This is a genomic window from Streptomyces sp. NPDC044984, from assembly GCF_040646935.1.
Classification (GTDB): Bacteria; Actinomycetota; Actinomycetes; order Streptomycetales; family Streptomycetaceae; genus Streptomyces.
The window spans coordinates 183372-206154 of record NZ_JBEZBE010000006.1; the positions used below are offsets into that span (position 1 = coordinate 183372).

At 72.5% G+C, this 22783-nt stretch carries 17 protein-coding genes; 8 read left to right on the top strand and 9 right to left on the bottom strand.

What is annotated here, in order from left to right:
* Positions 1–9 precede the first annotated feature (9 nt).
* Positions 10–2787 carry a glycosyl hydrolase gene (locus AB0A94_RS09050; protein WP_361741096.1) on the bottom strand — a complete coding sequence of 926 codons (2778 nt, stop codon included), beginning with the start codon at positions 2785–2787 and terminating at the stop codon, positions 10–12.
* A gap of 403 nt (positions 2788–3190) precedes the next feature.
* On the opposite strand from AB0A94_RS09050, the gene AB0A94_RS09055 reads away from it, so the two are divergent.
* The 3 genes from AB0A94_RS09055 to AB0A94_RS09065 all read left to right on the top strand — a co-directional run bounded on the left by AB0A94_RS09055 (position 3191) and on the right by AB0A94_RS09065 (position 8742).
* Positions 3191–4114 (top strand): hypothetical protein, encoded by a 924-nt coding sequence (locus AB0A94_RS09055; protein WP_361741099.1) that lies wholly within the window; start codon positions 3191–3193, stop codon positions 4112–4114.
* A gap of 121 nt (positions 4115–4235) precedes the next feature.
* Positions 4236–4682: a peptidase inhibitor family I36 protein gene (locus tag AB0A94_RS09060; RefSeq protein ID WP_361741102.1), complete on the top strand. Its 447-nt coding sequence runs from the start codon at positions 4236–4238 to the stop codon at positions 4680–4682.
* Positions 4683–4833: 151 nt separating this feature from the next.
* Positions 4834–8742, top strand: a complete 3909-nt coding sequence (locus tag AB0A94_RS09065) for a helix-turn-helix domain-containing protein (RefSeq protein ID WP_361741105.1) — start codon at positions 4834–4836, stop codon at positions 8740–8742.
* A 7-nt stretch (positions 8743–8749) separates the two neighbouring features.
* Here the strand turns inward: AB0A94_RS09065 and AB0A94_RS09070 are convergent, their stop codons facing one another.
* The 5 genes from AB0A94_RS09070 to AB0A94_RS09090 all read right to left on the bottom strand — a co-directional run bounded on the left by AB0A94_RS09070 (position 8750) and on the right by AB0A94_RS09090 (position 13523).
* Positions 8750–9325, bottom strand: coding sequence for a hypothetical protein (locus tag AB0A94_RS09070; protein WP_361741108.1), 576 nt, complete (start codon positions 9323–9325; stop codon positions 8750–8752).
* Positions 9326–9832: 507 nt separating this feature from the next.
* Positions 9833–10561: an amino acid ABC transporter ATP-binding protein gene (locus AB0A94_RS09075; RefSeq protein WP_361741341.1), complete on the bottom strand. Its 729-nt coding sequence runs from the start codon at positions 10559–10561 to the stop codon at positions 9833–9835.
* A gap of 23 nt (positions 10562–10584) precedes the next feature.
* Entirely contained in the window at positions 10585–11496 is a 912-nt protein-coding gene (locus AB0A94_RS09080; RefSeq protein ID WP_361741111.1) for an amino acid ABC transporter permease, read from the bottom strand.
* On the bottom strand, positions 11493–12377 hold the full coding sequence (locus AB0A94_RS09085) for an ABC transporter substrate-binding protein (RefSeq protein ID WP_361741114.1): 885 nt from the start codon (positions 12375–12377) through the stop codon (positions 11493–11495). The genes AB0A94_RS09080 and AB0A94_RS09085 overlap by 4 nt, the downstream gene beginning before the upstream one ends.
* A 372-nt stretch (positions 12378–12749) precedes the next feature.
* Positions 12750–13523, bottom strand: a complete 774-nt coding sequence (locus tag AB0A94_RS09090; RefSeq protein WP_361741117.1) for an SDR family oxidoreductase — start codon at positions 13521–13523, stop codon at positions 12750–12752.
* A 79-nt stretch (positions 13524–13602) separates the two neighbouring features.
* On the opposite strand from AB0A94_RS09090, the gene AB0A94_RS09095 reads away from it, so the two are divergent.
* Positions 13603–14229, top strand: coding sequence for a TetR/AcrR family transcriptional regulator (locus tag AB0A94_RS09095; RefSeq protein ID WP_361741119.1), 627 nt, complete (start codon positions 13603–13605; stop codon positions 14227–14229).
* Between the two features lie 252 nt (positions 14230–14481).
* A complete protein-coding gene (locus AB0A94_RS09100; protein ID WP_361741121.1) occupies positions 14482–14922 on the top strand; it encodes a hypothetical protein in 441 nt (146 codons plus the stop codon).
* Here the strand turns inward: AB0A94_RS09100 and AB0A94_RS09105 are convergent.
* Entirely contained in the window at positions 14913–15536 is a 624-nt protein-coding gene (locus tag AB0A94_RS09105) for an HD domain-containing protein (RefSeq protein WP_361741123.1), read from the bottom strand. The genes AB0A94_RS09100 and AB0A94_RS09105 overlap by 10 nt on opposite strands.
* 28 nt (positions 15537–15564) lie before the next feature.
* Positions 15565–18420: an ABC transporter substrate-binding protein gene (locus tag AB0A94_RS09110; protein ID WP_361741126.1), complete on the bottom strand. Its 2856-nt coding sequence runs from the start codon at positions 18418–18420 to the stop codon at positions 15565–15567.
* Positions 18421–18731: 311 nt separating this feature from the next.
* On the opposite strand from AB0A94_RS09110, the gene AB0A94_RS09115 reads away from it, so the two are divergent.
* Positions 18732–19274 carry a hypothetical protein gene (locus tag AB0A94_RS09115; RefSeq protein ID WP_361741129.1) on the top strand — a complete coding sequence of 181 codons (543 nt, stop codon included), beginning with the start codon at positions 18732–18734 and terminating at the stop codon, positions 19272–19274.
* A 256-nt stretch (positions 19275–19530) separates the two neighbouring features.
* Positions 19531–20757: an MFS transporter gene (locus AB0A94_RS09120; RefSeq protein ID WP_361741132.1), complete on the top strand. Its 1227-nt coding sequence runs from the start codon at positions 19531–19533 to the stop codon at positions 20755–20757.
* A gap of 81 nt (positions 20758–20838) precedes the next feature.
* Here the strand turns inward: AB0A94_RS09120 and AB0A94_RS09125 are convergent, their stop codons facing one another.
* Positions 20839–21600: a CDP-alcohol phosphatidyltransferase family protein gene (locus AB0A94_RS09125; protein WP_361741135.1), complete on the bottom strand. Its 762-nt coding sequence runs from the start codon at positions 21598–21600 to the stop codon at positions 20839–20841.
* A gap of 108 nt (positions 21601–21708) precedes the next feature.
* Between AB0A94_RS09125 and AB0A94_RS09130 the strand changes: the two genes are divergently transcribed.
* The gene (locus AB0A94_RS09130; protein ID WP_361741138.1) at positions 21709–22686 is read left to right on the top strand and encodes a zinc-binding alcohol dehydrogenase; all 978 of its coding nucleotides are present in this window, start codon (positions 21709–21711) and stop codon (positions 22684–22686) included.
* Positions 22687–22783: the final 97 nt, after the last annotated feature.

A 22783-nucleotide genomic window follows, 5' to 3' on the forward strand; every position in this document is an offset into this window, starting at 1 on the left:
TTCGCCGGTTCAGCCGTAGGGGATCACCAGCACGGACTTGTCCGTGCCCGTCTGGAGCTTCGCGGTGCCGTTGCCGATGGCGCTCCACACCTCGAGGCGTACGGTGCCGCCCTTGAGGTCGCCCGGCGTGCCCGTGGCCGCCTTGAGGCCGCGCGCCTGCGTGTACTCCTCCCATCCGGTGACCGGGTCGGTCGCGAAGTAGTGGTACGTCTCGGTCCGGTCGAAGCTGCCGTCGCCGGTGAGGTCGTAGCTGATCCGGGCCTGCTGGCCCAGCCCGACCGCGGTGCCCGCGTCCACCTGGAGCCGGAAGGCGGTCTGCGCGCCCGGGGTGAGCGTGCCGTTGACACCACGGACCTCGTAGACGAGGGGCCGGTACGGGGTGCCGTCGTGGTTGGCGCCGTCGGCGGAGGCGATGGTGTCGCTGCCCGCCGTGCCGCCGGTCGCCGTGGTCAGGGCGCCACCGCTGCGCAGCTGGAAGGTGTTGCCGGTCGGCGGTTCCGGGTCCGGGTCGGGTTCTCCCGAACCGGTTCCGGTGCCGGTCGCGGTGGAACGGGCCGGCACGGAGAGGGTCTTGCCGTCGGAGAAGGTGACGGTGCGGGCCGTCGATCCGTGGTTGTGGGCAGCGTAGGTGCGGCTCGTGCCCTTGGTGAAGACGGCGGAGGTCGGGATGTCACCGGTCACGGTGGCGTCCGGGGCGCCGAGGGTGTCGAGGGTGTTGATCCAGTGGTAGGTGTGCGCCTTCGACTCCCCCTGCTCGGGGGTGTAGCCGGCGTGGCCCGCGTCCCACTTCGCCTTGGCCGTACCCGGGTCGGCGAAGGACTGGAACTCCCAGAGGATGTCGCGCCATTCGACGGCCGGGCCGCCGTTCTCCCGCTCCATCTCGGCGATGTTGCGCCGGATCGCGGCCTTCTCGCCGCCGAGGTGGAGCGATCCGCCGGTCACGGGCAGGACGTTGATGCCGTGGATCTCCTCGGGGTTGGCGGTCCACCAGGTGGAGTAGGCGGCGCCGCTGCCCCACACCATGCCGGCCGTGTCGTGGCCGAAGGAGGACGGGAAGACCTGCTCGTCGGCGTCGAACCAGTACTGGGCGATCGACTCCGACTCGGTGGTCAGCAGGAAGGTGCCGAGGTCGCGCAGCGAGGTGTCGCCGGTGGCGGAGCCCCACAGGACGAGGGCCGCGCTGAGGTTGGTGGACTCGGAGGAGGACTCCTGGTTGTTGCCGGCGGCGAAGCCCTGGTGGCCGGAGGCCCAGCTGTGGCCCGCGTAGACGTCGAAGCCGCGCAGGAAGGGGAAGGCGGTGTCGGTGCGGCTGGGGTTGGCGGTGTCCCGTACGAGGGTCTCGACCATGCCGCCCCAGGCGGAGTCGGCGGCCCATGCCGGGTCGTACTGGGCGACGATCGCCGCCGCGTAGACGTAGTAGCCGTAGTGGAAGTGGTGGTCGTTCAGCTCGGTGTCGCTGCCGTAGGAGGCGGGGTAGCCGGTGAGGGTCTTCCAGTCCTTGTCGTAGCTGAACTCGTTCGCGCCGCCCGCCGTGAACCAGTCCTGGAGCTTGCCCTTCATCAGACCGAGCATCCGGTCGCGGACGGCGGTCTCGCCGATCTGGTCGGCGACCGGGACCAGCTGGGCGAGGCGGCCGAGGGCCTTGCCGGTCCAGTAGGTGTCCGAGGCCCCGGAGAAGGGGTCGGCGGCGTTCACGACCTCGTTCAGGTAACCGCGCAGCCGGGCGGTGTCCACGCCGTTCGACCTGGGCAGCGCGGGCAGCACGGCCGCCGCCTTCTGGCTCGTGGTGAAGGAGGCCGACTCGCGGACCTTCATGGTGCCGCGCGGGGAGACGTAGGTGTAGGAGGTGAGGGGGTCCGTGGTGTGCAGCCACTGGTGGCGGTAGAGGGCCTGGAGCGTGCCGCGCTCGGTGCCTTCCTTCGCCTCGGTGGTGAGCGTGTAGGTGGCGCCGACGGTGCCCCCGGTGTAGTTCCAGGTGACCTTGGAACCGGTGACGAAGCTGTAGGCGTACTTCTTGAACGTCGCCAGCGCGCCGGTGGACGGCAGCACGGCGACGGAGAAGTAGTCCTTGGAACCGAGACCCGCGGTGACGGTGGAGCCGGCGACGTTCCAGTCGCTCCCGGTCGGTGCGAAGAGGGCGTAGTGGTGCCCGGCGACGGTGATGCCGAGGACGTTGCCCTGGTCGGCGAAGACGGCGGGCGCGCCGGCGGTGGTGATCTGGGCGTTGCCGCCGGAACCCTTGGCGTAGACGAACGGGGAGCCGTGGCCGATGGTGGTGCGCAGGGTGCGGGCGCCGTCGGACCAGTAGGGGGTGACCGTCCAGTCCGACCAGTCGTCGGCCTTGGTGTCGGGTGAGTTGAGGCCGGTCAGTCCGATGGTGAGGTCGCGCTTGTGGGCGTACTCGTACTGGCGGCCGTCACCGACGATCGCGGGGGTCGTCGGGTAGCCGACGTCGAGCCCGCCGGCCGTGGCCTGGTAGGTGAGGGGGTGCCCGTACATGGGGGTCGAGTACGGGTTGTCGCCGTAGCGCTGGAAGGCGAGGGAGGACCACCAGTCGTTGGTGGGCACGGGCCGGTTCCGGGCGGCGGCGGTCAGCTTGGGCGTGACCGGCGTCCCCGTGTTGGTGGTGGGGCCCGACGTACCGGCGGGCCGGGTGTCGGAGTAACTGCCGGAGCCCACGGGGACGGTGGCGGCGGCCGCCGGTACGGCGGCCGGGCCCACGCCGACGGCGACGAGGGCTGAGGCCAGCAGCAGAACGGCTGCCGGTCTGGTGCGGGGGGATGGCATGCGGCACCTCAAGTCATGACAGGTGGGGAGTCTGAGAGCGCTCTCAGATGGCCGGAACGTAAAGCCCATGTAATGCACGTGTCAATGCATTGAACGCAACGGGCAGGTGCAACGCCGGTGACCCGTCACGTCTTCGAGTCCCGCCCGAGACCGGCAGAGAGGGTCCGCGCGAGGAGTGCGGTCACCGGTGAGCGGCCGCGCGGACGCGGTGTGAGGGGGCCGCTCCGCACCGGCACCGCTTCCGACCGCCTCCCGCCGTGTTGCCTCCCTCCCCGGGTTTCCCCTGCTCATGCCTGGTTTCCCGGTAGACCGTCCGGCGGGCAACAGGAAACCCGTCGACCCCTGTCGGCGGCGGGGCGACTCTGGGCCCGTCAGCAAGCGGCAGCGAAGGGGGGTCGGGTTCATGAGACGCGTACTCGTGTCCCTGTGCGCGGTCGTGGCGGCCGTCACGACCGGATGCGCCGACGGAGGCGGCGGGGGCGGCGACGGCCGGGCGCGACAGGAACCGCGTCCGCGTCCCCCGGCACTGACCTGGCAACAGGAACTGCGCGTCGCCGACGCGCAGCAGCGTCTGACCAGGCAGTGCATGAACCGCCAGGGCTTCACCTACTGGGAGGACCGTGGCCTGACGCTCCGGGAGAGCCGCCCGGTGCGCTACGTGCAGGACGACGTGGCCTGGGCCCGCACGCACGGGTACGGGGGACGTATCGAGGCGAAGAGCCGGCGGGTCCACGAGCGCAACCCCAACGGCGCCTACCGGCAGGGCCTTTCCGCCACCCGGCGCGCCGCCTTCGACATCGCGCTGGACGGTGGTGACGAAGCGAGGACGCTCCGGGCGCCGCTGCCCGTCGGCGGAGAGATCCGCAAACGCCTCGGCGGCTGCACGGAGGAGGCCGAGCGCACGCTCTACGGCGACCCGGCCCTCTGGTTCCGCACGAGCAAGACCGTCTCGGGGCTCCCTGCCCTGTACGGCGAGAAGCTCATGAAGGACCGTCGGCTGACCTCCGCGGTCGAGGCGTGGGCGCGGTGCATGAGGCAGGCGGGGCAGCCTTACAAGGATCCCCGGGCGGCCCGCGAAGCCGTCCGCCTCCGCACCGGCCGACTGGGCGAGGCCCGCGCGGACGAGGCGTTCGCCGCCGAGCGGAAGACCGCCGTCGCGGACGCGACCTGCGCCCGCGCGACCTCCCTGCGTGCCGTGGCCACGGCACGGGAGACGCACCACCTGGACCGCCTGCGCGACCGGTTCGGCAAGGACATCGACACCTACCGGCACCTCGGTCAGCGGGCCCACGACCGGGCGGTGCGCATCGTCCCGGAGCGCGACTGACCATGTCGTGCCCGGGCGGACACCGCCCCACGGCGCCGGTGCGCGCCGGGCAACCGGCCCGGTACACCGGCTCCGCCGCACCACCGACGCACCGACAGTGACATCGACGAGGGGAAACAACATGCGCAAGTTCACCGTCACCGCAGCGGTCCTCGGGCTCGCCGCCCTGGGCCTCACCGCACCCGCCACCGCCGCGCAGGCGTCCGAGAGGGCCGTCGCCGGCCCCGGCTGCGACAGCAAGTGGGGGCCGCGCAACGGCAACGTGTACGCCTGGGACGGCTTCGACTGCCAGGGCGCCCAACTGGTGGCCACGCCGGGCAACAGCAGCAACTGGGGCGCCGCCAACGACAGGGCCTCGTCGGTCATGAACCGCGGATTCACCGGCAGTCTGTCGATCGTCGCGTTCTACTTCCTGGAGAACTACGCGGGAGGCCACGCCTGCCTCCAGCCGGGCGAGCTGTACGCCGACAACCTCTCCGACAACTTCTTCAACACCGGCCCGACGGTGAACGACAACATCAGGTCGCACCAGTGGGTGAACGGCGGCTGCGCGGTCAACCTGACCTGACCCGCCCGCCTGGCGACGAGCGTCCGGAACCGCCCCACGGTTCCGGACGTTCGCGTTTTCGCTCCATCGGGTGAAAGGTTTGGCTGCCCTTACCACCCCGGCAGTAACCTGGGAGCCCACCGTCTCACGGCCGCACCGCTTGGGGGACTCCGTGGGAGATCCGCAGCACGGGCACGAAGCTGACCACGGGAACGGGCGGGACCGGAACGCGCTGACCACGCACTCCTTCCCCGCGCAATTGCGACGACTCAGACAGGCGCGCGGCCTGTCGCTGACCGACCTGGCACGGCAGACGCATTACAGCAAGGGCTACCTCAGCAAGATCGAGACCGGCACGAAACGGGTGACCGCCGACATCGCCCGTATCTGTGACCGAGTGCTGGGCGCCGAGGGGCAGTTGCTCAGGCTCGTACAGGAGGGACCGCCCGCCGACGGCGGGAGCGGCGCCGAGGCCGCCGCTCCCGGGCGGCAGTCCGACGGAGGATGTCCGTACCGCGGCCTGTCGGCGTTCACCTCGCAGGACGCGGACCGGTTCTTCGGCCGGGAGCGCGCGACGGCCGCACTGGTGGAACGCGTCTTCGAACGGGTGGGAAGCGGCCCGCTGATGCTCGTCGCCCCCTCGGGCGCGGGCAAGTCGTCCCTGCTCAACGCCGGACTGGTACCCGCCCTGCGGCGCGGCGACCTCCCCATGCCGGGTGCCGACCGGTGGCCGGTGGTGACGTTCACCCCCACCTCACGGCCCCTGGACGAACTCCTGGAACGCACCGCGAAAGCGGTGGGCGGGTGCCTCGCCGTCACCGCCGAGGAGGCGCGCCGGAATCCCGACGCGGTGCTGGACGCCGTACGCGCGATGGTGGACGACCCGCCGGCGCCGCCCGGGGGACGCCGGCCCCCGCCCGGCCGGCCGGTGCTGATCGTCGACCAGTTCGAGGAGCTCTTCACCCTCTGCGCGGACGACGACGAGCGGCGCTCCTTCGTCCGGGTGCTCCGCGCGCTGGCGGCCCCCCGGCCGGAGGAGAGCGGACACGGCCCCGCCGTCGTGGTGCTCGGCGTCCGGGCCGACTTCACCGGCGACTGCCTCGGCCTTCCCGAACTGGCCCCGGTCCTCACCGACGGGCTGTTCGTGCTGCCGCCCATGTCCGTGGGGGAGTTACGGGAGTCCATCACCCGGCCGGCGGAACTCGCCGGACTGACTCTCCAACCGGGCCTGGTGCCCCTGATTCTGCGTGACGCGGGGCTGCGCGACGAGCGGGGCGGCCCGCCGCGGGACGGCGGGGAGGACGCCGGTTCCGGAGCCGGCGTGACCCCCTCCGGCGTGCTCCCCCTCGTCTCCCACGCCCTGCTGGCCACCTGGCAGCGGCGCGAGGGGTCCACCCTGACCGTCGCCGGGTACGAGCGGGCCGGCGGGATCCAGGGCGCGATCGCGCGGACCGCCGAGAGCGTCTTCGCCCGGCTGTACCCGGCCGAGCAGAGGACGATCCGCCGCGTCCTGTCCCGGCTGGTGTACGTCGCGGACGGCGGCGGGGTGACCCGCCGCCGGATGAACACGGCCGTCCTGAGGGAGCAGTTCACCGACGCGGACGGCGCGGCCGCCGCGCTCGACGCCTTCGTGCGGGCCCGGCTGATCACCACGGACAGCGACACGGTTGAGATCACCCATGAGGCCCTGCTGCACGCCTGGCCACGGCTGCGGGACTGGATCCACGCCGACCGCGCCGGGCTGCTCCTGCACCAGCGACTCGCGCACGCCGCCGCCGAATGGGAGCGCGAGGACCGTGATCCGTCCGTGCTGTACCGAGGCACCCGCCTGAGCACCGTGCGCTTCTGGGCCGACGAACTGGACGGCCGGCACCGGCTCGGCCCCGGCGAGGAAGCGTTCCTCCGGGCGAGCCTGGCCGCACAGGAAGGCCACGAGAGGCAGGCCAGACGCCAGGTCCGGCGCCGGCAGTCGATGCTCGCCACGCTCGTCGTCCTGCTGGGGCTCGCCCTGACCGCCGGCGGCCTCGCCCACCAGCAGCGCGAGAGCGCCCTCGACCAGGAACGCGTCGCGCGTTCCCAGGCACTGGCCGTGCTGTCCGCGTCGCTCGCCGGAGGCCGGCCGGAGGCGTCGATGCTGCTGGCCGGGGAGGCCTACCGGGCCCACGTCACCGTCGAGGCGCGCGGCGCGCTGCTGAGCACGCAGTCCCAGCCCTTCTCCGGCCGGCTGGGCGGTCACCGGGGGCCGGTCAACGCGGTGGTCTTCGCGCCGGACGACCGGTCCCTGGCGACGGCCAGTTCCGACGGGACGGTCACCCTGCGACGGGTGTCGGACCGCCGCACGACCGCCACGTTCACCGTGTCCGGGCCCGTCCGCTCGATCGCCTTCAGCCCCGACGGCCGTACCCTCGCGGCGACGTCGACGCGCGGGCCGGTGAGCCTCTGGGACATCGCCGAGCGCCGGAGGAAGGCCGTGCTCGGCGACAGCACGGAGGGTGCCCGGGCGCTGTCCTTCGACCCCCGCGGGCACCGGCTCGCCGTCGCGACCGCGCAGGGGCCGGTCCAGTTGTGGGACACCGCGCGCACGCCCCGCGTCACCGCCTCCCTCCGCGGGCACGAGGGAGCGGTCAACGCCCTGGACCACGCCCGTGACGGCCGGACCCTGGTCTCCGCCGGGGCCGACCGGGTCGTGCGGCTGTGGGACACCGACCGGGCCCGGCCCCTCGCCGTGCTCGAGGGGCACACCGACGAAGTGCTGGGCGCGGCGTTCTCCCCGGACGGCCGGGAGGTGGCCTCCGGAGGCGTCGACCGGACCGTGCGGCTGTGGGACGTGCGCGCCGGCCGGCCCGGCGCGACGCTCTCCGGGAGCAGCGACGACATCAACGCCGTCACGTACACGCACGACGGCGCCACGGTCGTCGGCGCGGTCGGCGACGGGATGACCAGGCTGTGGGACGTCCGCAGCGGCCGCCAGACCGCCGTCCTCGCCGGCCACACCGACTACGTGATGGGGGCGGCCGCGACCTCCGGCGGCACCCTGCTCGCCACGGCCGGTTTCGACCGGTCCGTGGTCCTGTGGAACCTCGGCGGCCCGGTGCTGACGGCCCGTCCGTTCACACAGGTCTGGCAGGCCCGGTACAGCCCCGACGGGAGACTGCTGGCCACCGCCGACGCCGACCACACGGTACGGCTGTGGGAGGTGGACGGGCGCCGGCTCCTGGCGACGCTCCGGGGACACACCGAGGCGGTCTTCTCGGTGTCCTTCGCCCCCGACGGGCGGACCCTGGCGTCGGCGGGCTCCGACGGCACGGTCCGGCTGTGGGACGTGGCCGCACGGGGACCGCTGGCGACCCTGACCGGCCACACCGGGCAGGTCTACTCCCTCGCCTTCGCACCCGACGGCCGGAGCCTCGCCTCGGCCGGCGCCGACCGCACGGTGCGCCTGTGGGACGTGACGGAGCGCGCGCCGCTGGCGACGCTGACCGGCCACCGGGACTACGCCAACGGCGTCGCCTTCAGCCCCGACGGCCGGGTCCTGGCGAGCGCCTCCGACGACCTGACCGTACGGCTCTGGGACGTCTCCTCGCACCGCCCGCTCGGCATGCTGAAGGGCCACACCGGCGCGGTGCGCGGCGTGACCTTCGCCCCTGACGGGCGGACCCTGGCCAGCAGCGGCAACGACGGCACCGTACGGCTCTGGAACGTCCGCGCACACCGCGCCGAGGCCGTCCTGACCGGCCACATCGGCTCCACCCGGGGCATCGCCTTCGCACCCGACGGCCGCACGCTCGCCAGCAGCGGCAACGACCGTACGGTGCGCCTGTGGGACGTCGCCGGACGGCGTCCGTGGGCGACGCTGACGGGCCACACCGACGCGGTGTGGAGCGTGACCTTCGCCCCCGGCGGGCGCACGGTGACCAGCGCCGGCACGGACGGCACCGTACGGCTGTGGGACCTCGACCCCGATGCCCGGCTGGCGCGGATCTGCCGACTACGCGCGGGCATCGGCGCGGACGAGCGCGCGAGGCTCCTGCCCGGGGTCCGCCTCACCGGCGACGGGGCGGCCTGCGACGGCCGGAGGTGAGAGCGGCTCACCTGCTCGGAGGGTGTTTCCCGTTGCCCATCGGCGGAGGGCGACACCCGGATCTCGACAAGCGCGGGCACGGCCGGCAGGCTCCTGAGACGACGGGAGCGGGGTCGGTCAGGTGCCACGAGGCGAACCCGCCGACCTTCCAGCCCGGCGGGATGAACAGGTCATGTCGGTAAGTGAGCTCGTCCCCCTCCGGCTCACCGCCGCCCATGGCCGCTTCGTACTCCTCGTAGCTGTCGTAGCTGCCGGGGCCGTCGGAGGCGTCCTCCGCGTCAAGCCGTTCCTCTTCCCAGAGCTCGATCCCTTCCTGCAGTTCGGGGTCGAGCAGGCCGACATACTCGTGCTCCACCACCTGTTCGGGGCCGAGTACGCGAGGATGGGGCACGCATTCCTTGCGGCCGACGACCACCGGCTCGGGAATGTCCGCCAACGCCTCCGCCACATCCTGTGAACGGCGCCATGTCAGGACCACGTCGATCGTGTGATCCGGGCCATGGGCCTCGAATGGACACCAGAGGACCTGAAGGAGGTCGCAGTCGCCGGGATCCGTCGGATCCGGGATGTCACGGGTGTACAACTGGGCGGCGGCCAGCAGCGGAATCGGATCCTTGTCGCGGATCCCGGGGACGCGTGCGGGCCCGGTTCGAGCTCCGCCAGGGTCGCGCGTTCCGTGTCCGAGGGGCCGCGCTGAGGGTCCCGCCGCCACGCCGCGTCGAGAATCCGGCGCTCCAGACGCACATTGACCGGCCGGCGCCCGGTGCGCTTGTCGTGCCGCACGGTGCATACGGGCCACGGCTCGGTGGCGGGCCACAGGAACGGGCCCGCCACCGAGCTCTGCCCGGGTTCCGGGGAGCCCTGCCGGGGGTGCAGCCGAGTGCTCGTGCGACGGTGTTTCCGGAGTCCAGGGAACAGTGCCTCGACATCGACGGGTCGCTTTGGCGTGGTGCGCGTCACTTGGTCTTCCCGCTTTCCGGTCAACGTGGTCACCGCACTCCTTTTCGAACCCCGGAAGCGGAATCCCCGAGGCTGTGCGTGGACTGCGGGGCGTGGGCCGCGGCGTACGAGACTCCCCTCACCCCGCTCCCTACAGGCGGCCCGCCTCCACGATCCGCCGCAGGAAGCGCCGCGTGCGGTCCTGCCGCGGGTCGCCGAAGACCTGCTCGGCGGTGCCGCGCTCCAGCACCACGCCCCCGTCCAGGAAGCAGACCTGGTCGGCGACCTCGCGGGCGAAGCCCATCTCGTGCGTGGCCAGCACCATGGTCATGCCGTCGACCTTGAGGCCGCGCACGACGTCCAGCACCTCGCCGACCAGTTCCGGGTCGAGGGCCGCGGTGATCTCGTCGAGCAGCAGCAGCCGGGGCCGTACGGCGAGGGCGCGCGCGATCGCCACCCGCTGCTGCTGGCCGCCGCTGAGCCGGTCCGGGTACTCGCCCGCCCTGCCGCCCAGACCGAGCCGTTCCAGCAGTTCCCGGGCCTGTTCCTCGGCCCGGGCGCGGGGGACGCGGTGCACCCGGCGCGGGGCGAGGGTGATGTTCTCCAGCACCGTCATGTGGGGGAACAGGTTGTACGCCTGGAAGACCACGCCGATCCGGCGCCGCACCGCGTCCTGGTCGGCGCGCGGGTCGGTGATCTCCTCGCCGTCCAGCCAGATCACGCCGTCGTCGACGTCCTCCAGGAGGCCGGCGCACCGCAGCAGCGTCGACTTGCCGGAGCCGGAGGCGCCGATCAGCGCGGTCACCGTGTGCGGGGCGACCTCCAGGTCGACGTCCCGCAGGACGACCGAGCCGCCGAGGGTCTTGCGCACGGACTCCATCCGCAGCACCGGCACGTTCTCGCTCACGTCGTTCCTCCTTGCGCCCGCCTGCGGTCCGTCCGGGCCGTCACCCAGTCCGTGAGGCGGGTCATCGGGATGGTCAGGGCGACGAACACCAGCCCGGCCACGATGTACGGCGTGTAGTTGAGGCTGCGGCCCACGACGATGTCCGCCGCCCGTACGGCGTCGACGGCGCCGCCGATCGACACCAGCCCGGTGTCCTTCTGCAGGGACACCAGGTCGTTCAGCAGCGGCGGCACCTGGCGGCGCACCGCCTGCGGCAGCACCACGAACCGCAGCGCCTGCCGGTTGGTCAGGCCCAGGGAGCGGGCCGCGGCGCGCTGCGAGGGGTGCACCGACTCGATGCCCGCGCGGAACACCTCCGCCACGTACGCCGAGTACGTCAGCGTCAGCGCCGTACCGCCGAGCAGCACCGGGTCGACCGTGACACCCTGGAGCCGCAGCGCGGGAACGCCCAGGACCACGATCATCAGGTTGATGATCAGCGGCAGTCCGCGGAAGAAGTCGGTGTACGCCGCCGCCAGCACCCGCAGCGGGAAGAACACCGGGCCGCGCAGGGTGCGGGCCACGGCGATGAGCATGCCGAGCACCAGCACGGCGGCGCCGCACACCAGCAGCAGCCGCAGGTTCAGCCAGAGCCCTTCCAGGACCTTCGGGAACGCCTCGCGCGCGTACCGGGCGTCGAAGAACGTCTCCTTGGTGCGCGGCCAGCCGGGCGCGCCGACGACGAGCAGGTAGAGGGCGGCCCCGGTGACCAGGGTGGACAGTGCGGCGATCGCCGTGGCGCGGCGGGCCCGGGCACGCCGGTACCGCTCGCGCTCCAGCCGGCGCGGCGACGGGACGTAGAGGTCCTCGACGACCCCCTTGCCGTCGTCCGCGCCGTCCCGGCCGGACCCGCCCTTGACGACGGTCACGTGAGCACCGGGGCGTCGACCGCGTCGGCCAGCCACCGCTGCTCGATCTCCGCCAGGGTGCCGTCCTCGCGCAGGGCGTCCACGGCGTCGGTCACGCAGGGGGTGAGGGCGCTCCCCTTGTCCAGCACCAGCCCGAACTGCTCCGGGGCACCCTCCTGGTTCTCGAACTGGCCGACGATCTCGGCGTCGGTCACCTCGGCGGCGGTGATGTAGAACGCGGTCGGCAGGTCGACCACGATCGCGTCGACCTGGCCGTTCTTCAGCGCGGACTTGGCCTGGTCGTTCTTGCCGTAGACGGCGGCGTCCCGGGTCGGCCGCACGACGTCCTCGATGTAGTCGAGGCTCGTTGTGCCCACCTGGGCGCCCAACTTGAGATCCTTGAGGTCCGCGACGCCGGTCGCCTTCGCGGCCTCGGAGCCCTTCAGCGCGACGACGGCCTGGCGCACGTCGTAGTAGCCGGACGAGAAGTCCACGGCCTTCCTGCGCTCGTCGCTGACGGAGACCTGGTTGATGTCGAAGTCGAAGGTCTTCTCCCCTGGTGCGAAGGCCTTGTTGAACGGCACGCTCTGCCAGACCACGGCGTCCTCGCCGTACCCCAGCTTCTCCGCCACGGCGTACGCGACGGCCGACTCGAAGCCCTCGCCGTTGGACGGGTCGTCGTCCTTGAACCACGGCTCGTAGGCGGGCTGGTCGGTGGCGATCGTCAGCTTGCCGGAGGTCTTCGTGGCGAGCTCGCCCGGGGAGCACGAAGCGCCGGTCGAGCCGGAGGGCTTGGCGGACGCGTCGTCCTCCGGCTGCGGGGCGCAGCCGACGGCGGCCGCGAGGAGGGCGACGGTGGCGCCGGCGAGGACGCGGCGCAGGACACGAGGGGCGAGGGACATGGCGGGAGAGTGGCAGCGATCTCCCCGGTTTGTCGAGGGGGCCCCGTGACAATCCGCATGCTGAGAACGGGTGTTGCGGTCTCGTGAACAGGTGGGTAGGGGCGGGGACGTGTGCGGGAGGCGCTGTACGCGGGGAGGGCGGGACGTCCGTACGGGGCGAGCGGTCCGAAGGGGCGCGAAGGCCACGGCGCGTGTCCCCGGCGCGAGCCGGGAGTGACGGCCGGTCGGGTGCCTGCGACGGGATGCGGGGCGGGCACCTCTGTGCGGGTGGGTGAGGTGAGGCCGCTGATGGCCACGGCTCACGGTGAGGGCGAACGGCGGACTCCCTCGGGCGGGTCCCCCCGCCGGGCGCACCCGCCCGAGGGAGAGGGCTCACAGCCCGGAACCGCCCGTCGCGTCGATCACCTGTCCGGTCACCCAGCGCGCGTCGTCCGAGGCCAGGAAGGCCACGATGTCGGCCACGTCGTCCGGCTGTCCGACCCGGCCCAGCGCGGCCAGGGAGGCCGCGCGGGCTTCGGCTTCCGGATCGCCCCGCAGCCAGCCGGCGTTGACATCCGTGTCGATCACACCGGGCGCCACCGAGTTCACCGTGATGCCCCGGGGGCCCAGTTCCTTGGCGAGGGTGAGGGTGAAGGTGTCGAGGGCGCCCTTGGTGGCGCTGTAGGCGATGATCTCCGGCATGGCGATACGGGTCACACCACTGGAGACGTTGATGATCCGGCCTCCGTCACGCAACCGCTTCAGACCCTGCTGAACGATGAAGAACGGTGCGCGGACGTTCACGGCGAAGACCTCGTCGAAGCCCTCTTCGGTCAGGGAGGCGAGATCCGGGCTACGGCCGATGCCGGCGTTGTTGACGATGATGTCGACGTCCCCGTCGGGCACGTACTCGCCCGCGCGGGCGTCGAAGGCGGCCCACAGGGAGGCCGCGTCGCCGTGCCGGCCCAGCTCTGCCCGCAGCGCGAAGGCACGGCCTCCGTTCTTCCGGATGCGCTCCACGACCTCCTGCGCCGCCGCCGAATCGCGGGCGTAGGCGACGGCGACGACGGCGCCGTCCCGGCCGAGCCGTTGCGCGATGGCCCGGCCGATCCCACGGCTGCCGCCGGTGACCAGTGCGACCTTGCCCTCGAGTGCACGTGTGTTCATGGCTGGTGATCACACTCCCAGTTTGTTGAGTGATTGCTCAAAAAAGAAGATAGCAAGCTTCTTGAGCGAGTGCTCTAAAATGAAGGGCGTGAGCGACACAGGTACCAGGCGAGGCAGGCCACGGGCGTTCGACCGCACCGCGGCACTGACGGCGGCAACCCGCCTGTTCTGGGAGCGCGGCTACGAGGCCACCTCCATCGGTGACCTGACCGAGGCGATGGGCATCAGGCCCGGCAGTCTGTACGCGGCCTTCGGGGACAAGAAGTCCCTGTTCCAGGAGGCCGTGTACCACTACGGCCGCTCACCCGTCGGCGCTTTCATGAGCGTCGCCCTGGAGGAGGAGCCCACGGCCTACGGCGCGTTCGGCCGCATCCTGAGGGAGGCGGCGGTCATCTACCCCGACCCCTCCCACCCGGCCGGTTGCCTGACCATCAGCGCAGCCACCAACGTCACCCCGCAGGACGCCGAGATCGAGGCGTTCCTGCGTAACCTGCGCAACGAGAACCTGGCCACCTTCGAAGCACGCCTGCGCGGTGCGCAGCGGACAGGCGAGCTACCGCCCACGGCCGACCCCGGCTCGTTGGCCGCGTACTTCGCCGCGGTCATCCAGGGCATGTCACAGCGCGCCCGCGACGGAGCCACGGCGGCCGAGCTGACCGGAACCGCCGAGCTGGCACTCGACGCGTGGCCTACGCCCCGGCGCTGACGCCCCGACGGGAGTGCGAGGCGTCACGGCTCCCGGGCGGGGGCCGGTCCAACGCTCCACTCCACGCGTCCGCTCGCCGGCGGCGTGCGCCTTCTTCGTGGGGCGGGCGATGCGAGCCGGTGGGGCGACGTGGTCACACGCGAAGCACCTCCGCCACACGCCCTCGGACACGGCACGCGCACCCACCGCGGTCCGGAACCCTCGCCGGACCGCGGTGGAGGACACGGCACCGGGACTCGTAGCCTTCTGATCATGGCCGACATCCACGAACTCCAGCTCGCGCTCGATCTGCCGGGCTCGCTCCCGCCGCGGGACCTCGCTCTGCTCCGCTGGCACCTGGGGGAGGAGGGCGGCCGGCAGGACGACGGTTACGCGTACCCCCTCTGGGGAGACCGGGGGCCGGCGCTGCGGATCGGGGGTGCGCTGGTCGGGGAGCTGTGCTCCGACGGGCCGCAGTGGGCGCTGACCGTGCGGCAGGAGGCGCATCCCGACGAGTTCGACGACCTGCGCAGGATGGTGCTGTGGCTCGGCGCGCGCACGACGACCGTGGGCACCATCGGGTACCTCCGCTTCTACGAGTCGGATGTTCCCGACGTGCTGTTCGCGGACTCGGGAGCCGTCCGCAGCGCGGTCCTGCGGGTGGAGAAGGTCCTGGAGTCGGCGACCGAGGTGATCCCCGACCCCTACGCGTGAACCGCGGCCGTCCCGGAGCCTCCCTCCGCGCCTCCTCCGCACGGCACCGGCCGGTCGAGGTCCGGGTCGCCGAACTCCGTGCGCAGGGCCTCGAACGCGGTCACCTTCTCCTCGCCGAAGCGGCGGACGTGGGCGGCGTACGCGTCGGGGGAGAGGAACGCCGACGGCCGGGACTTGCTGTGGAACTTGTCCGCGTACATCACCAGCCGCTCCTCCCGCGACACCGCGAGGTAGTCGGCGGGAGGGATCGGAAGGCCCTGGCGCAGGACGTCGTCCTTCGTGACCCCCACCCCGGTGTGGTGGGAGCAGAACCGGCACAGGGGCTCCGGAAGGCCCTCACCGGCGAGGAGTTCGTGGCCGAGCAGTCCGTGGCGGACGTAGTTCGCGTGGTCCAGGCGGCCGTCGTCACCGTAGAGGCGGTAGACGCCGATGTCGTGGAGGAGGCAGCCGGCGCGGACCAGTTCGGCGTCGACGTCGAGACGCGAGGCCGAGATGAGCTGCTCGGCGACGCTCCAGACGATCTCGCAGTGCGTGTGGACGAGCGCGAACGCCTCGGCGTTCGGTGCGTGCTTCTCGTGCAGCGCGCGGATCTCTTCGGGTCCCGGAATCCTCACTCGGGGAGCGTAACAACCGCCGGCCCGCTCACCCTATGGCGCACTCCTTCACACTGAGCGGCTCGGTGCTGCCGGCCGGTCTGCTGCACAGGACCTCCGTCCGCGAGACGCCCTCCGGGGTTCTCCGGACCCGGTTGAGGACGATGCTGTGGCCGTGGCGCTCCTCGTACAGGGGTGCGTCGGTGAAGTCGATGGTTCCGGTGGCCATGCCGTCGAGCCTGACGTTCCTGAGGTTGACCCAGGTCGCCGCGCGGCTCTGACGCACGTCCCCGAGGCTGGCCGCCCAGTACAGGGCGCGCGTGGCGTCGTGGGAGAGGGCGGTCTGCCCGCTCGCGAAGCCGGCGGCGTCGTACGTGGCCTCTCCGTCCTCCAGCCAGGGGAGGTAGTTGGCGGCGTCCTCGTAGAAGGCGGTCCTGGACGCGGCCTCCTTCAGCTCGGCCAGGGCCGCGTGGTACAGCGTGATCCGCGGGGCCACGCCGTCGCGGCCGCCCGTGCCGGAGAACCGGGCCTTGCTCAGGTCGTCGCCCGTGAGGATCGAGATCTGTCTGTTCGCGCAGCCCGGTTCGGTGCTCAGCTGTGTCATCAGCGGTCCGATGTCCTCGACCCGTCCGGCGAAGTAGATCACCGAGGGAACGTCCTCACCCCGGCAGATGCTCTCCGCGTGCAACCGTAGTTCGGGCTTGCCGTTGGCCACCCGGTAGCGCTGCGTGGGCAGCAGCCGGAAGCCCTCCCGCTTCAGCATCTCCCCGCCGTACAGGGCCTGTTCGCTGGTGTAACGGTCCTGCGACTCCTTGGTGTCGCGGGCCAGCACCAGGGCGTGCGGGGCGCTGTCGCGGGAGCGCAGCTGCCGGGCGATGAGGCCGAGTGCCTCGGCCTGGTGCTCGTCGGGGGCCGCGAGACTGAACCAGTTGGAGAACTCCTTCGGCAGGTAGGTCGCCGAGTTGGTGCCGGAGACGACGGGCAGCCCCACGGCGTGCAGCCGGCGCGTGACGTCGGGGCTGCTCTGCAGGTCGCGGCCGAAGCCGACGACGCCGACGACGGTCGGGTCGCGGTCGGCGTACTCGGCGATCGCGTCGGCCGCGACGCGCTGGTGCCCCATGTCCGCGCCGCCGTTGGCGAGCAGCACCCGCAGTTTCACCGTGTAGTTCTCGTTGACGACGCGCTGCGCGAGGTACACGCCGGTCAGCTCCTCGGCGCCCTTGACCAGGGACGGGTCCACCGAGGAGGAGCTCAGCGGTCCCGCGTACACCACCGTGACGTAGTCCTCCGGGTGGTCGCGCAGAACCTCGCTGTTCTCGGCGCGCACCAGCCTCTCCAGCTCCTGCAGCCGCTTGCCCTCCTCGGAGGTTCCGCCGCTCAGGTGCGCGCCGAACCGGACGTCTTTGGTGGCTATGCCGACGCACTCCGTGCCGCCGCCGGGCGCGGGACGCCGCTCGGTGTCGCGGTCGGCGGTCAGCAGGCCCGCCGAGCAGTACGTCCGGTGCAGTTCGCGGGCGTGGACGACGCCCGCGGTGACGACCAGGGCGAGGACGAGGAGCAGGCTGTGCACCGACCACACCACGCGGGCCACGGGCGGCCGGTGTCTCGCCCTGACGCACCGCCAGTCCGACTGCCGCAGCTGCACCAGCTCGCCGGGCGGCAGCGGGATCCTGAGCACCCAGGGCAGGGCGTTCGTCCTGCTCGGCGACTGGTCGGCCCGGAGGTTCCCGGCCCATTCGTCGTACCAGTGCCGCAGCCGCTGCGGGAGGCGCGAGGGCTGGGACGGGGGCTGCTGCGGCCGATTGGGCGGAGGATCCGCGTCCGCGCCCCGGTCGAGCAGTGCCGCGTCGTCCGCCGCCACGCCCGCCACGATCAGCAGCGGGTCGAGTTCGCTGCGCCGGCTGCGGACGTCGCTGACCGCCCTGATCAGCTCTACGCCGCCGTTCTCCCGGGCTATGCGGCGCAGGAACAGCACCGGCGGGCGCGTCCGTTTGAATCCCCGGAGGTCCCAGCTGCCGCGCCGGTGGTTGTCGCGCAGGTCCTCGAAGAGCGCCAGCACGTACAGCTGGAGGGGGAACGGGCCGCCCTCGCGCATGGCCTCGGCGACGTCGTAGGCGCGTGCCGCTATGGCACGCCAGGAGCGGACGGGCCGCAGCAGCCGCACGCTGGTCGACTGGCGGCGGGCGGCGGACTGGAGGAACGTCGTGGTCAGGAACCACCGGCTCTCCCTGCGCAGCCACAGGAAGAGGGGAGCGCGCCCGGGGACGTGGTTGAGGACGGCGAGGAGGACCATCAGCCCGATGCCCGCCAGGACGGCGATGTACCACTCGGGGCGGGTGAGCAGCGCGGTGAAGGCACCCAGGACGCCCATGGGGAGGAACTGCTGCACGTCGTTGAGCAGCATGAGCCGGTTTCCGCGCGCGGGCCTGCGGGGACGCCAGCGCTGCCGGGCCAGGATGCGCAGCAGGTGCGTCTGGGCCCGCTCCCGCTGGACGTTCCCGTCCGGGGTGCCGCCGGGGGCGGTCGGCCAGTGCTCGCGCATCTCCGGGTCGTCGGTGGCCTCCTGGAGGGCGCGCACCAGGTTGAGGCGGGGGAAGGAGTAGGGGCGGTAGGAGGCGGACCGATCGCCCCACTTCCTGGAGTCGCCGAGGTCGATCAGGAGCCGCGCGGCCCGGGCGGTGGGATCGTGGTCCCCCGGTTGCGGCTCGGTCGGCGCGACGGCCAGGCGGGTGCCGTGACGCTGCTGACCCTCGCTCAGTTCGTCGACGAGTTCGGTGACGCGGTCGTCGTCGGCGGGGTCCTCGGCGTGCAGCACGATCACCGGCATCGGGGGATCACTGGTCCGGAAGTCCTGGATCAAGGACTCCAGCTGTCGCTGGACGTCGATCCCCGCCTCGGTCGACATGCCCGGGTGACCACCCGGACAGTCCTGAAGGAAACTCTGGTCACGGTCGTGCATGGACACCCCCCGTGGTCGCAAGACACATGTGTCACAAGCGCCTTGTGAGGATAACTCCCGCCCCTGACAACCGCCCCCGGTGCAACGGCGGTCCGTCGGGGCGGTGATGCCGTGGCCGGTGGTGACGTCGTCGGCGGGCGGTGTCACACGATCGGGTGGTGCTGTGCGACGCGGGCACGTGCGGGGCGGGCGGTCCGTTCGATCCGGTGACGGGAACATCTCCCGTCCTCACACGCCACGGACGACCGGAGTACCTCATGAGCCTGCACCTCCACCGCAACCCCGACGGCACGACGACCGGGCGGAACGAGGCCACCGGCTTCACCGTGACGCACGCCGAAGAGGAGGAGGTGAAGCGGCAGTTGTACGAGGACGCGGGGTGGGCGTACACGCCGCCACCGCCTCCCGCCCCGCCGGGGTTCCACCGGTTCGCCCTGGTGCACGACGAGTTCGGGCACACCGGATTCGGGGACGAGCGGTACGCGGGGCTCCGGGCGCGTCCGCCGGAAGGGTGTGAGCCGGTCGACCGGGGCTGCTTCGCCCTGGAGTGCGAGCGGCCGGGGAGGACGCTCCTGGACGCGGTCGCCGGCACCGTCGCGGAGGTCCGCCGTGAGCACGGGCTGGTGATGAACAGCCTGGGGGTCGAGAAACCCCAGGAGTGGTTCGACGCCGACCACCAGAACGGATACGCGGCGGAGATCGTGGCACACCTGGTGCTGATGGCGACCGACCGGGCCCGTCGGCTCGGGTACGGGCGCAAGGACCTGGTCCGGCTGCTCGGCGCCGCCGGTCTCGAGTAGGCGAGGTGGGGTGAGGCGCCCGGTCGGCCTTGTTCGGCTTCGACGGCGAATGTCGCGTATGTGGATCCCAGGCGCGCCGGCCGGTCCTCACCCCCCTTGATCACCTCTAAAGAGCTCTTGCATATGCTTTGCAAGTGCGTGACTTCAGCATCAGGGTGGTGGGCCCCGGGCGGCGGCGCGGGCGGACCGGGAATCACACGTCCGGGGAGGCGCCCGCGCGCCCTTCACCGGTCACCGAGGAACTGGTGGAGACACGATGACCATTCTGCCCACGCGTCCGCGCGAGGCGGCGGGCCGGACCCGGCTCTCCCCGCTGCTGCGGCTGCTGATCGTCACCCAACTCGCCTTCAACCTCGGGTTCTACGCCGTACTGCCCTTCCTCTCCGCCCATCTGGGACAGGCCATGGGAATGGCGGGCTGGCTGGTCGGGCTGGTGCTGGGACTGCGGACGTTCAGCCAGCAGGGGCTGTTCGTGGTCGGTGGGGCGCTGGCCGACCGGTACGGCATCCGGCCGGTGGTGCTCGCGGGGTGCGCGCTGCGGATCACCGGTTTCGTGTGGCTGGGGTACGCCGAGCGGACCTGGGCGGTGATCTGCGCGGTGGTGCTGATCGGGTTCGCCGCCGCGCTGTTCTCCCCGGCCGTCGAGTCGGAGGTGGCCGGGCAGGCGGTCATGTGGGAGGAGGCGGGCGGGGGATCCCGTACCCGGGTGCTGGCGCTGTTCACCGTGGCGGGACAGGCCGGCGCGTTCGTCGGGCCGTTGCTGGGCGCGCTGCTGCTGGCGGTGGACTTCCGCACCGCGTGCCTGGCGGGCGCCGGGGTCTTCGTGCTCGTGCTCGCCGGCCACGCCCGGCTGCTGCCGCAGCGCATACCCGGGCGGGACCGGACGCCGGTCAAGGGCGGACTGCGGATGGTGCTGCGCAACCGGCCCTTCCTCGGCCTGTGCTGCGCCTTCGGCGCCTACCTGCTCGCCTACAACCAGCTGTATCTCGCCCTCCCGGCGGAGGTGGAGCGCGTCACCGGCTCCCAGACGGCGCTGGCCTGGCTGTTCGCCCTGTCCTCGCTGCTGGTGGTGACCGCGCAGCTGCCGGTCACCCGCTGGGTGGGGGAGCGGCTGGCGATGCGCCGGTCGATGGCGGTCGGCCTGCTGCTCGTCGCGGCCGGTTTCGCCGTGGTGGCGGCGGCACGTCCCGCCGGGTGGTCGGGGACCGCCGGTCTGGTGCCCGCGGCCGGGTTCGTCGTCCTGCTCACCCTCGGTCAGATGCTCGTCGTGCCCGTGGCCCGGGCCTGGGTGCCCGACCTCGCCGAGGAGGGCCGGCTCGGCCTCTACACCGGGGCGCTGTCCTCGGTCTCCGGCCTGATCGTCCTGCTCGGCAGCTCGGCGACCGGCACGCTGCTGGACGCGGGGCTGCCGCCGGTGGTGCCGTGGCTGGTACTGGCCGGTGTGACGGGGGCGGCGGTGCTGCTGCTGCCCCGAAGAGCGTGACGGGAGCGGCGCGCCCGCCCGCCTGCCCCGCAGGGAACACCACGGCCGGGCCGGGCCCGTCCGGCGCGCCCCCACCGGCCGTCAGCCGGCGACCAGTTCGCGCACCTCGTGCGCCGCGGGAACCCTCGCCACCCGGGACGTCCGCCACAGCCACAGCACGTCCCGGCCGAACGACCACACCAGCAGCCCCAGCGCCAGCACCACCACACCGACGTTGACCGCGTGGGGCAGCAGTGCCGCGCCCGCCGTCAGCAGCAGCACGCCCTGGAGCGCGGCCACCGTCTTGCGGGCCGTGCTCGGCGGGAGCGGGGCGGTCAGCCACGGCCAGACGCGTGCGGCGGCCACGAAGACGTACCGCATCCCGCCGATCAGCAGCACCCACAAACCCATCGTCATCGACACGTACACGCTCAGCACGAGGATGAGGAACGCGTCCACCTCCATGTCGAAGCGTGCGCCCAGCGCGGTCGACGTCCCCGTCCTGCGCGCCACCTTGCCGTCCACGCCGTCCAGGATCAGCGCCACGGCGGTCAGGCCCACGAAGAGGGAGACGGGCGGTGAGTCCTGGAACGAGTCGGCGACCAGCGCGGTGACCCCGCCGACGAGGACGGCGCGGCCGAGCGTGACCCGGTTGGCCGGGCCGAAGGAACGCGGCCGGGACCGGTGCAGGGCCCGGGAGAGCACCGCCCAGGTGGCGATCGCGAACGCGAGGCCGGTCAGCCAGCCCGCGGGACCCATGCCGATCGCCGTGCCTATCAGGGCCAGCAACAGGACCTGCGCGCCCGCCCCCACGGCGGTCTCCTGCTGTACGAGCCTCGCGTCGTAACCGTTGTTCAGGGCCACCGAGCATCCTCCGGCCGTGTGACAGAGTCGATCAACGCCGCTACCTTGTGCGCGGCCTGTGCACCACTCGGTACGGGCGCGGCTTCCCGACCGTTCAGGAGGACTTCGATGAACCGCACCGCACGCGCGTTCTGGCTCGACTCACCCGGCCGGGGGTCGATCCGTGAGGTCGGCCTGCCCGCCCCCGGCCCGGACGAGGTGCTGGTGCGCTCGCTCTGCTCCGGGATCAGCCGGGGCACGGAGACGCTCGTCTTCCGCGGCGGGGTGCCGGAGAGCCAGCACGCCGCCATGCGGGCGCCGTTCCAGGAGGGCGGCTTCCCGGCCCCCGTGAAGTACGGCTACCTCAACGTGGGCGTGGTGGAGGAGGGACCGGAGGCGCTCGTCGGACGCACCGTGTTCTGCCTGTATCCGCACCAGACGCGGTACGTCGTGCCGGAGTCCGCCGTCACCCCCGTGCCCGAGGGGGTGCCCGCCGGGCGGGCCGTGCTGGCCGGCACCGTGGAGACCGCCGTCAACGCGCTGTGGGACGCCGCGCCGCTGGTCGGTGACCGGATCGCCGTCGTCGGCGGCGGGATGGTCGGCTGCTCGGTGGCCGCGCTGCTGGCCAGGTTCCCCGGCGTGCGGGTGCAGCTCGTCGACGCCGACCCGGCGCGCGCGAAGACCGCGGCGGCGCTCGGCGTCGGTTTCGCGCTGCCCGGGGACGCGCTCGGCGAGTGCGACCTGGTCGTGCACGCCAGCGCCACCGAGCAGGGACTGAGCCGGGCGCTCGAACTGCTCCGCACCGAGGGCACCGTCGTCGAACTGAGCTGGTACGGCGACCGGAAGGTGAGTCTCCCGCTGGGCGAGGCCTTCCACTCCCGGCGGCTCACCGTCCGCGGCAGCCAGGTCGGCACCGTCTCCCCGGCCCGCGCGAACCGCAGTTACGCCGACCGGCTCGCCCTCGCCCTCGACCTGCTCGCCGACCCCGCCCTCGACGCCCTCGTCACCGGCGAGTCCGCCTTCGAGGAACTGCCCGACGTCATGCCCCGCCTCGCCTCCGGGGAGATCCCGGCCCTGTGCCACCGCGTGCGCTACGACACCCCGTAACGGCACCGGCGCGCCTGACCTGAGAAAAGACGTGGCGGACGCTGAACAGGGGAAGGAGGTCAGCCGTACTACACGGCATCCCCGTCGGAGATCGGCC

Excerpts from the sequence above, each read along its gene's own strand:
- AB0A94_RS09050 (WP_361741096.1), bottom strand. The coding sequence starts at position 2,787 with ATGCCATCCCCCCGCACCAGACCGGCAGCCGTTCTGCTGCTGGCCTCA.
- AB0A94_RS09120 (WP_361741132.1), top strand. The coding sequence starts at position 19,531 with ATGACCATTCTGCCCACGCGTCCGCGCGAGGCGGCGGGCCGGACCCGG.
- AB0A94_RS09055 (WP_361741099.1), top strand. The coding sequence starts at position 3,191 with ATGAGACGCGTACTCGTGTCCCTGTGCGCGGTCGTGGCGGCCGTCACG.
- AB0A94_RS09115 (WP_361741129.1), top strand. The coding sequence starts at position 18,732 with ATGAGCCTGCACCTCCACCGCAACCCCGACGGCACGACGACCGGGCGG.
- AB0A94_RS09090 (WP_361741117.1), bottom strand. The coding sequence starts at position 13,523 with ATGAACACACGTGCACTCGAGGGCAAGGTCGCACTGGTCACCGGCGGC.
- AB0A94_RS09060 (WP_361741102.1), top strand. The coding sequence starts at position 4,236 with ATGCGCAAGTTCACCGTCACCGCAGCGGTCCTCGGGCTCGCCGCCCTG.
- AB0A94_RS09100 (WP_361741121.1), top strand. The coding sequence starts at position 14,482 with ATGGCCGACATCCACGAACTCCAGCTCGCGCTCGATCTGCCGGGCTCG.
- AB0A94_RS09075 (WP_361741341.1), bottom strand. The coding sequence starts at position 10,561 with ATGGAGTCCGTGCGCAAGACCCTCGGCGGCTCGGTCGTCCTGCGGGAC.
- AB0A94_RS09085 (WP_361741114.1), bottom strand. The coding sequence starts at position 12,377 with ATGTCCCTCGCCCCTCGTGTCCTGCGCCGCGTCCTCGCCGGCGCCACC.
- AB0A94_RS09110 (WP_361741126.1), bottom strand. The coding sequence starts at position 18,420 with ATGTCGACCGAGGCGGGGATCGACGTCCAGCGACAGCTGGAGTCCTTG.
- AB0A94_RS09095 (WP_361741119.1), top strand. The coding sequence starts at position 13,603 with ATGAAGGGCGTGAGCGACACAGGTACCAGGCGAGGCAGGCCACGGGCG.
- AB0A94_RS09130 (WP_361741138.1), top strand. The coding sequence starts at position 21,709 with ATGAACCGCACCGCACGCGCGTTCTGGCTCGACTCACCCGGCCGGGGG.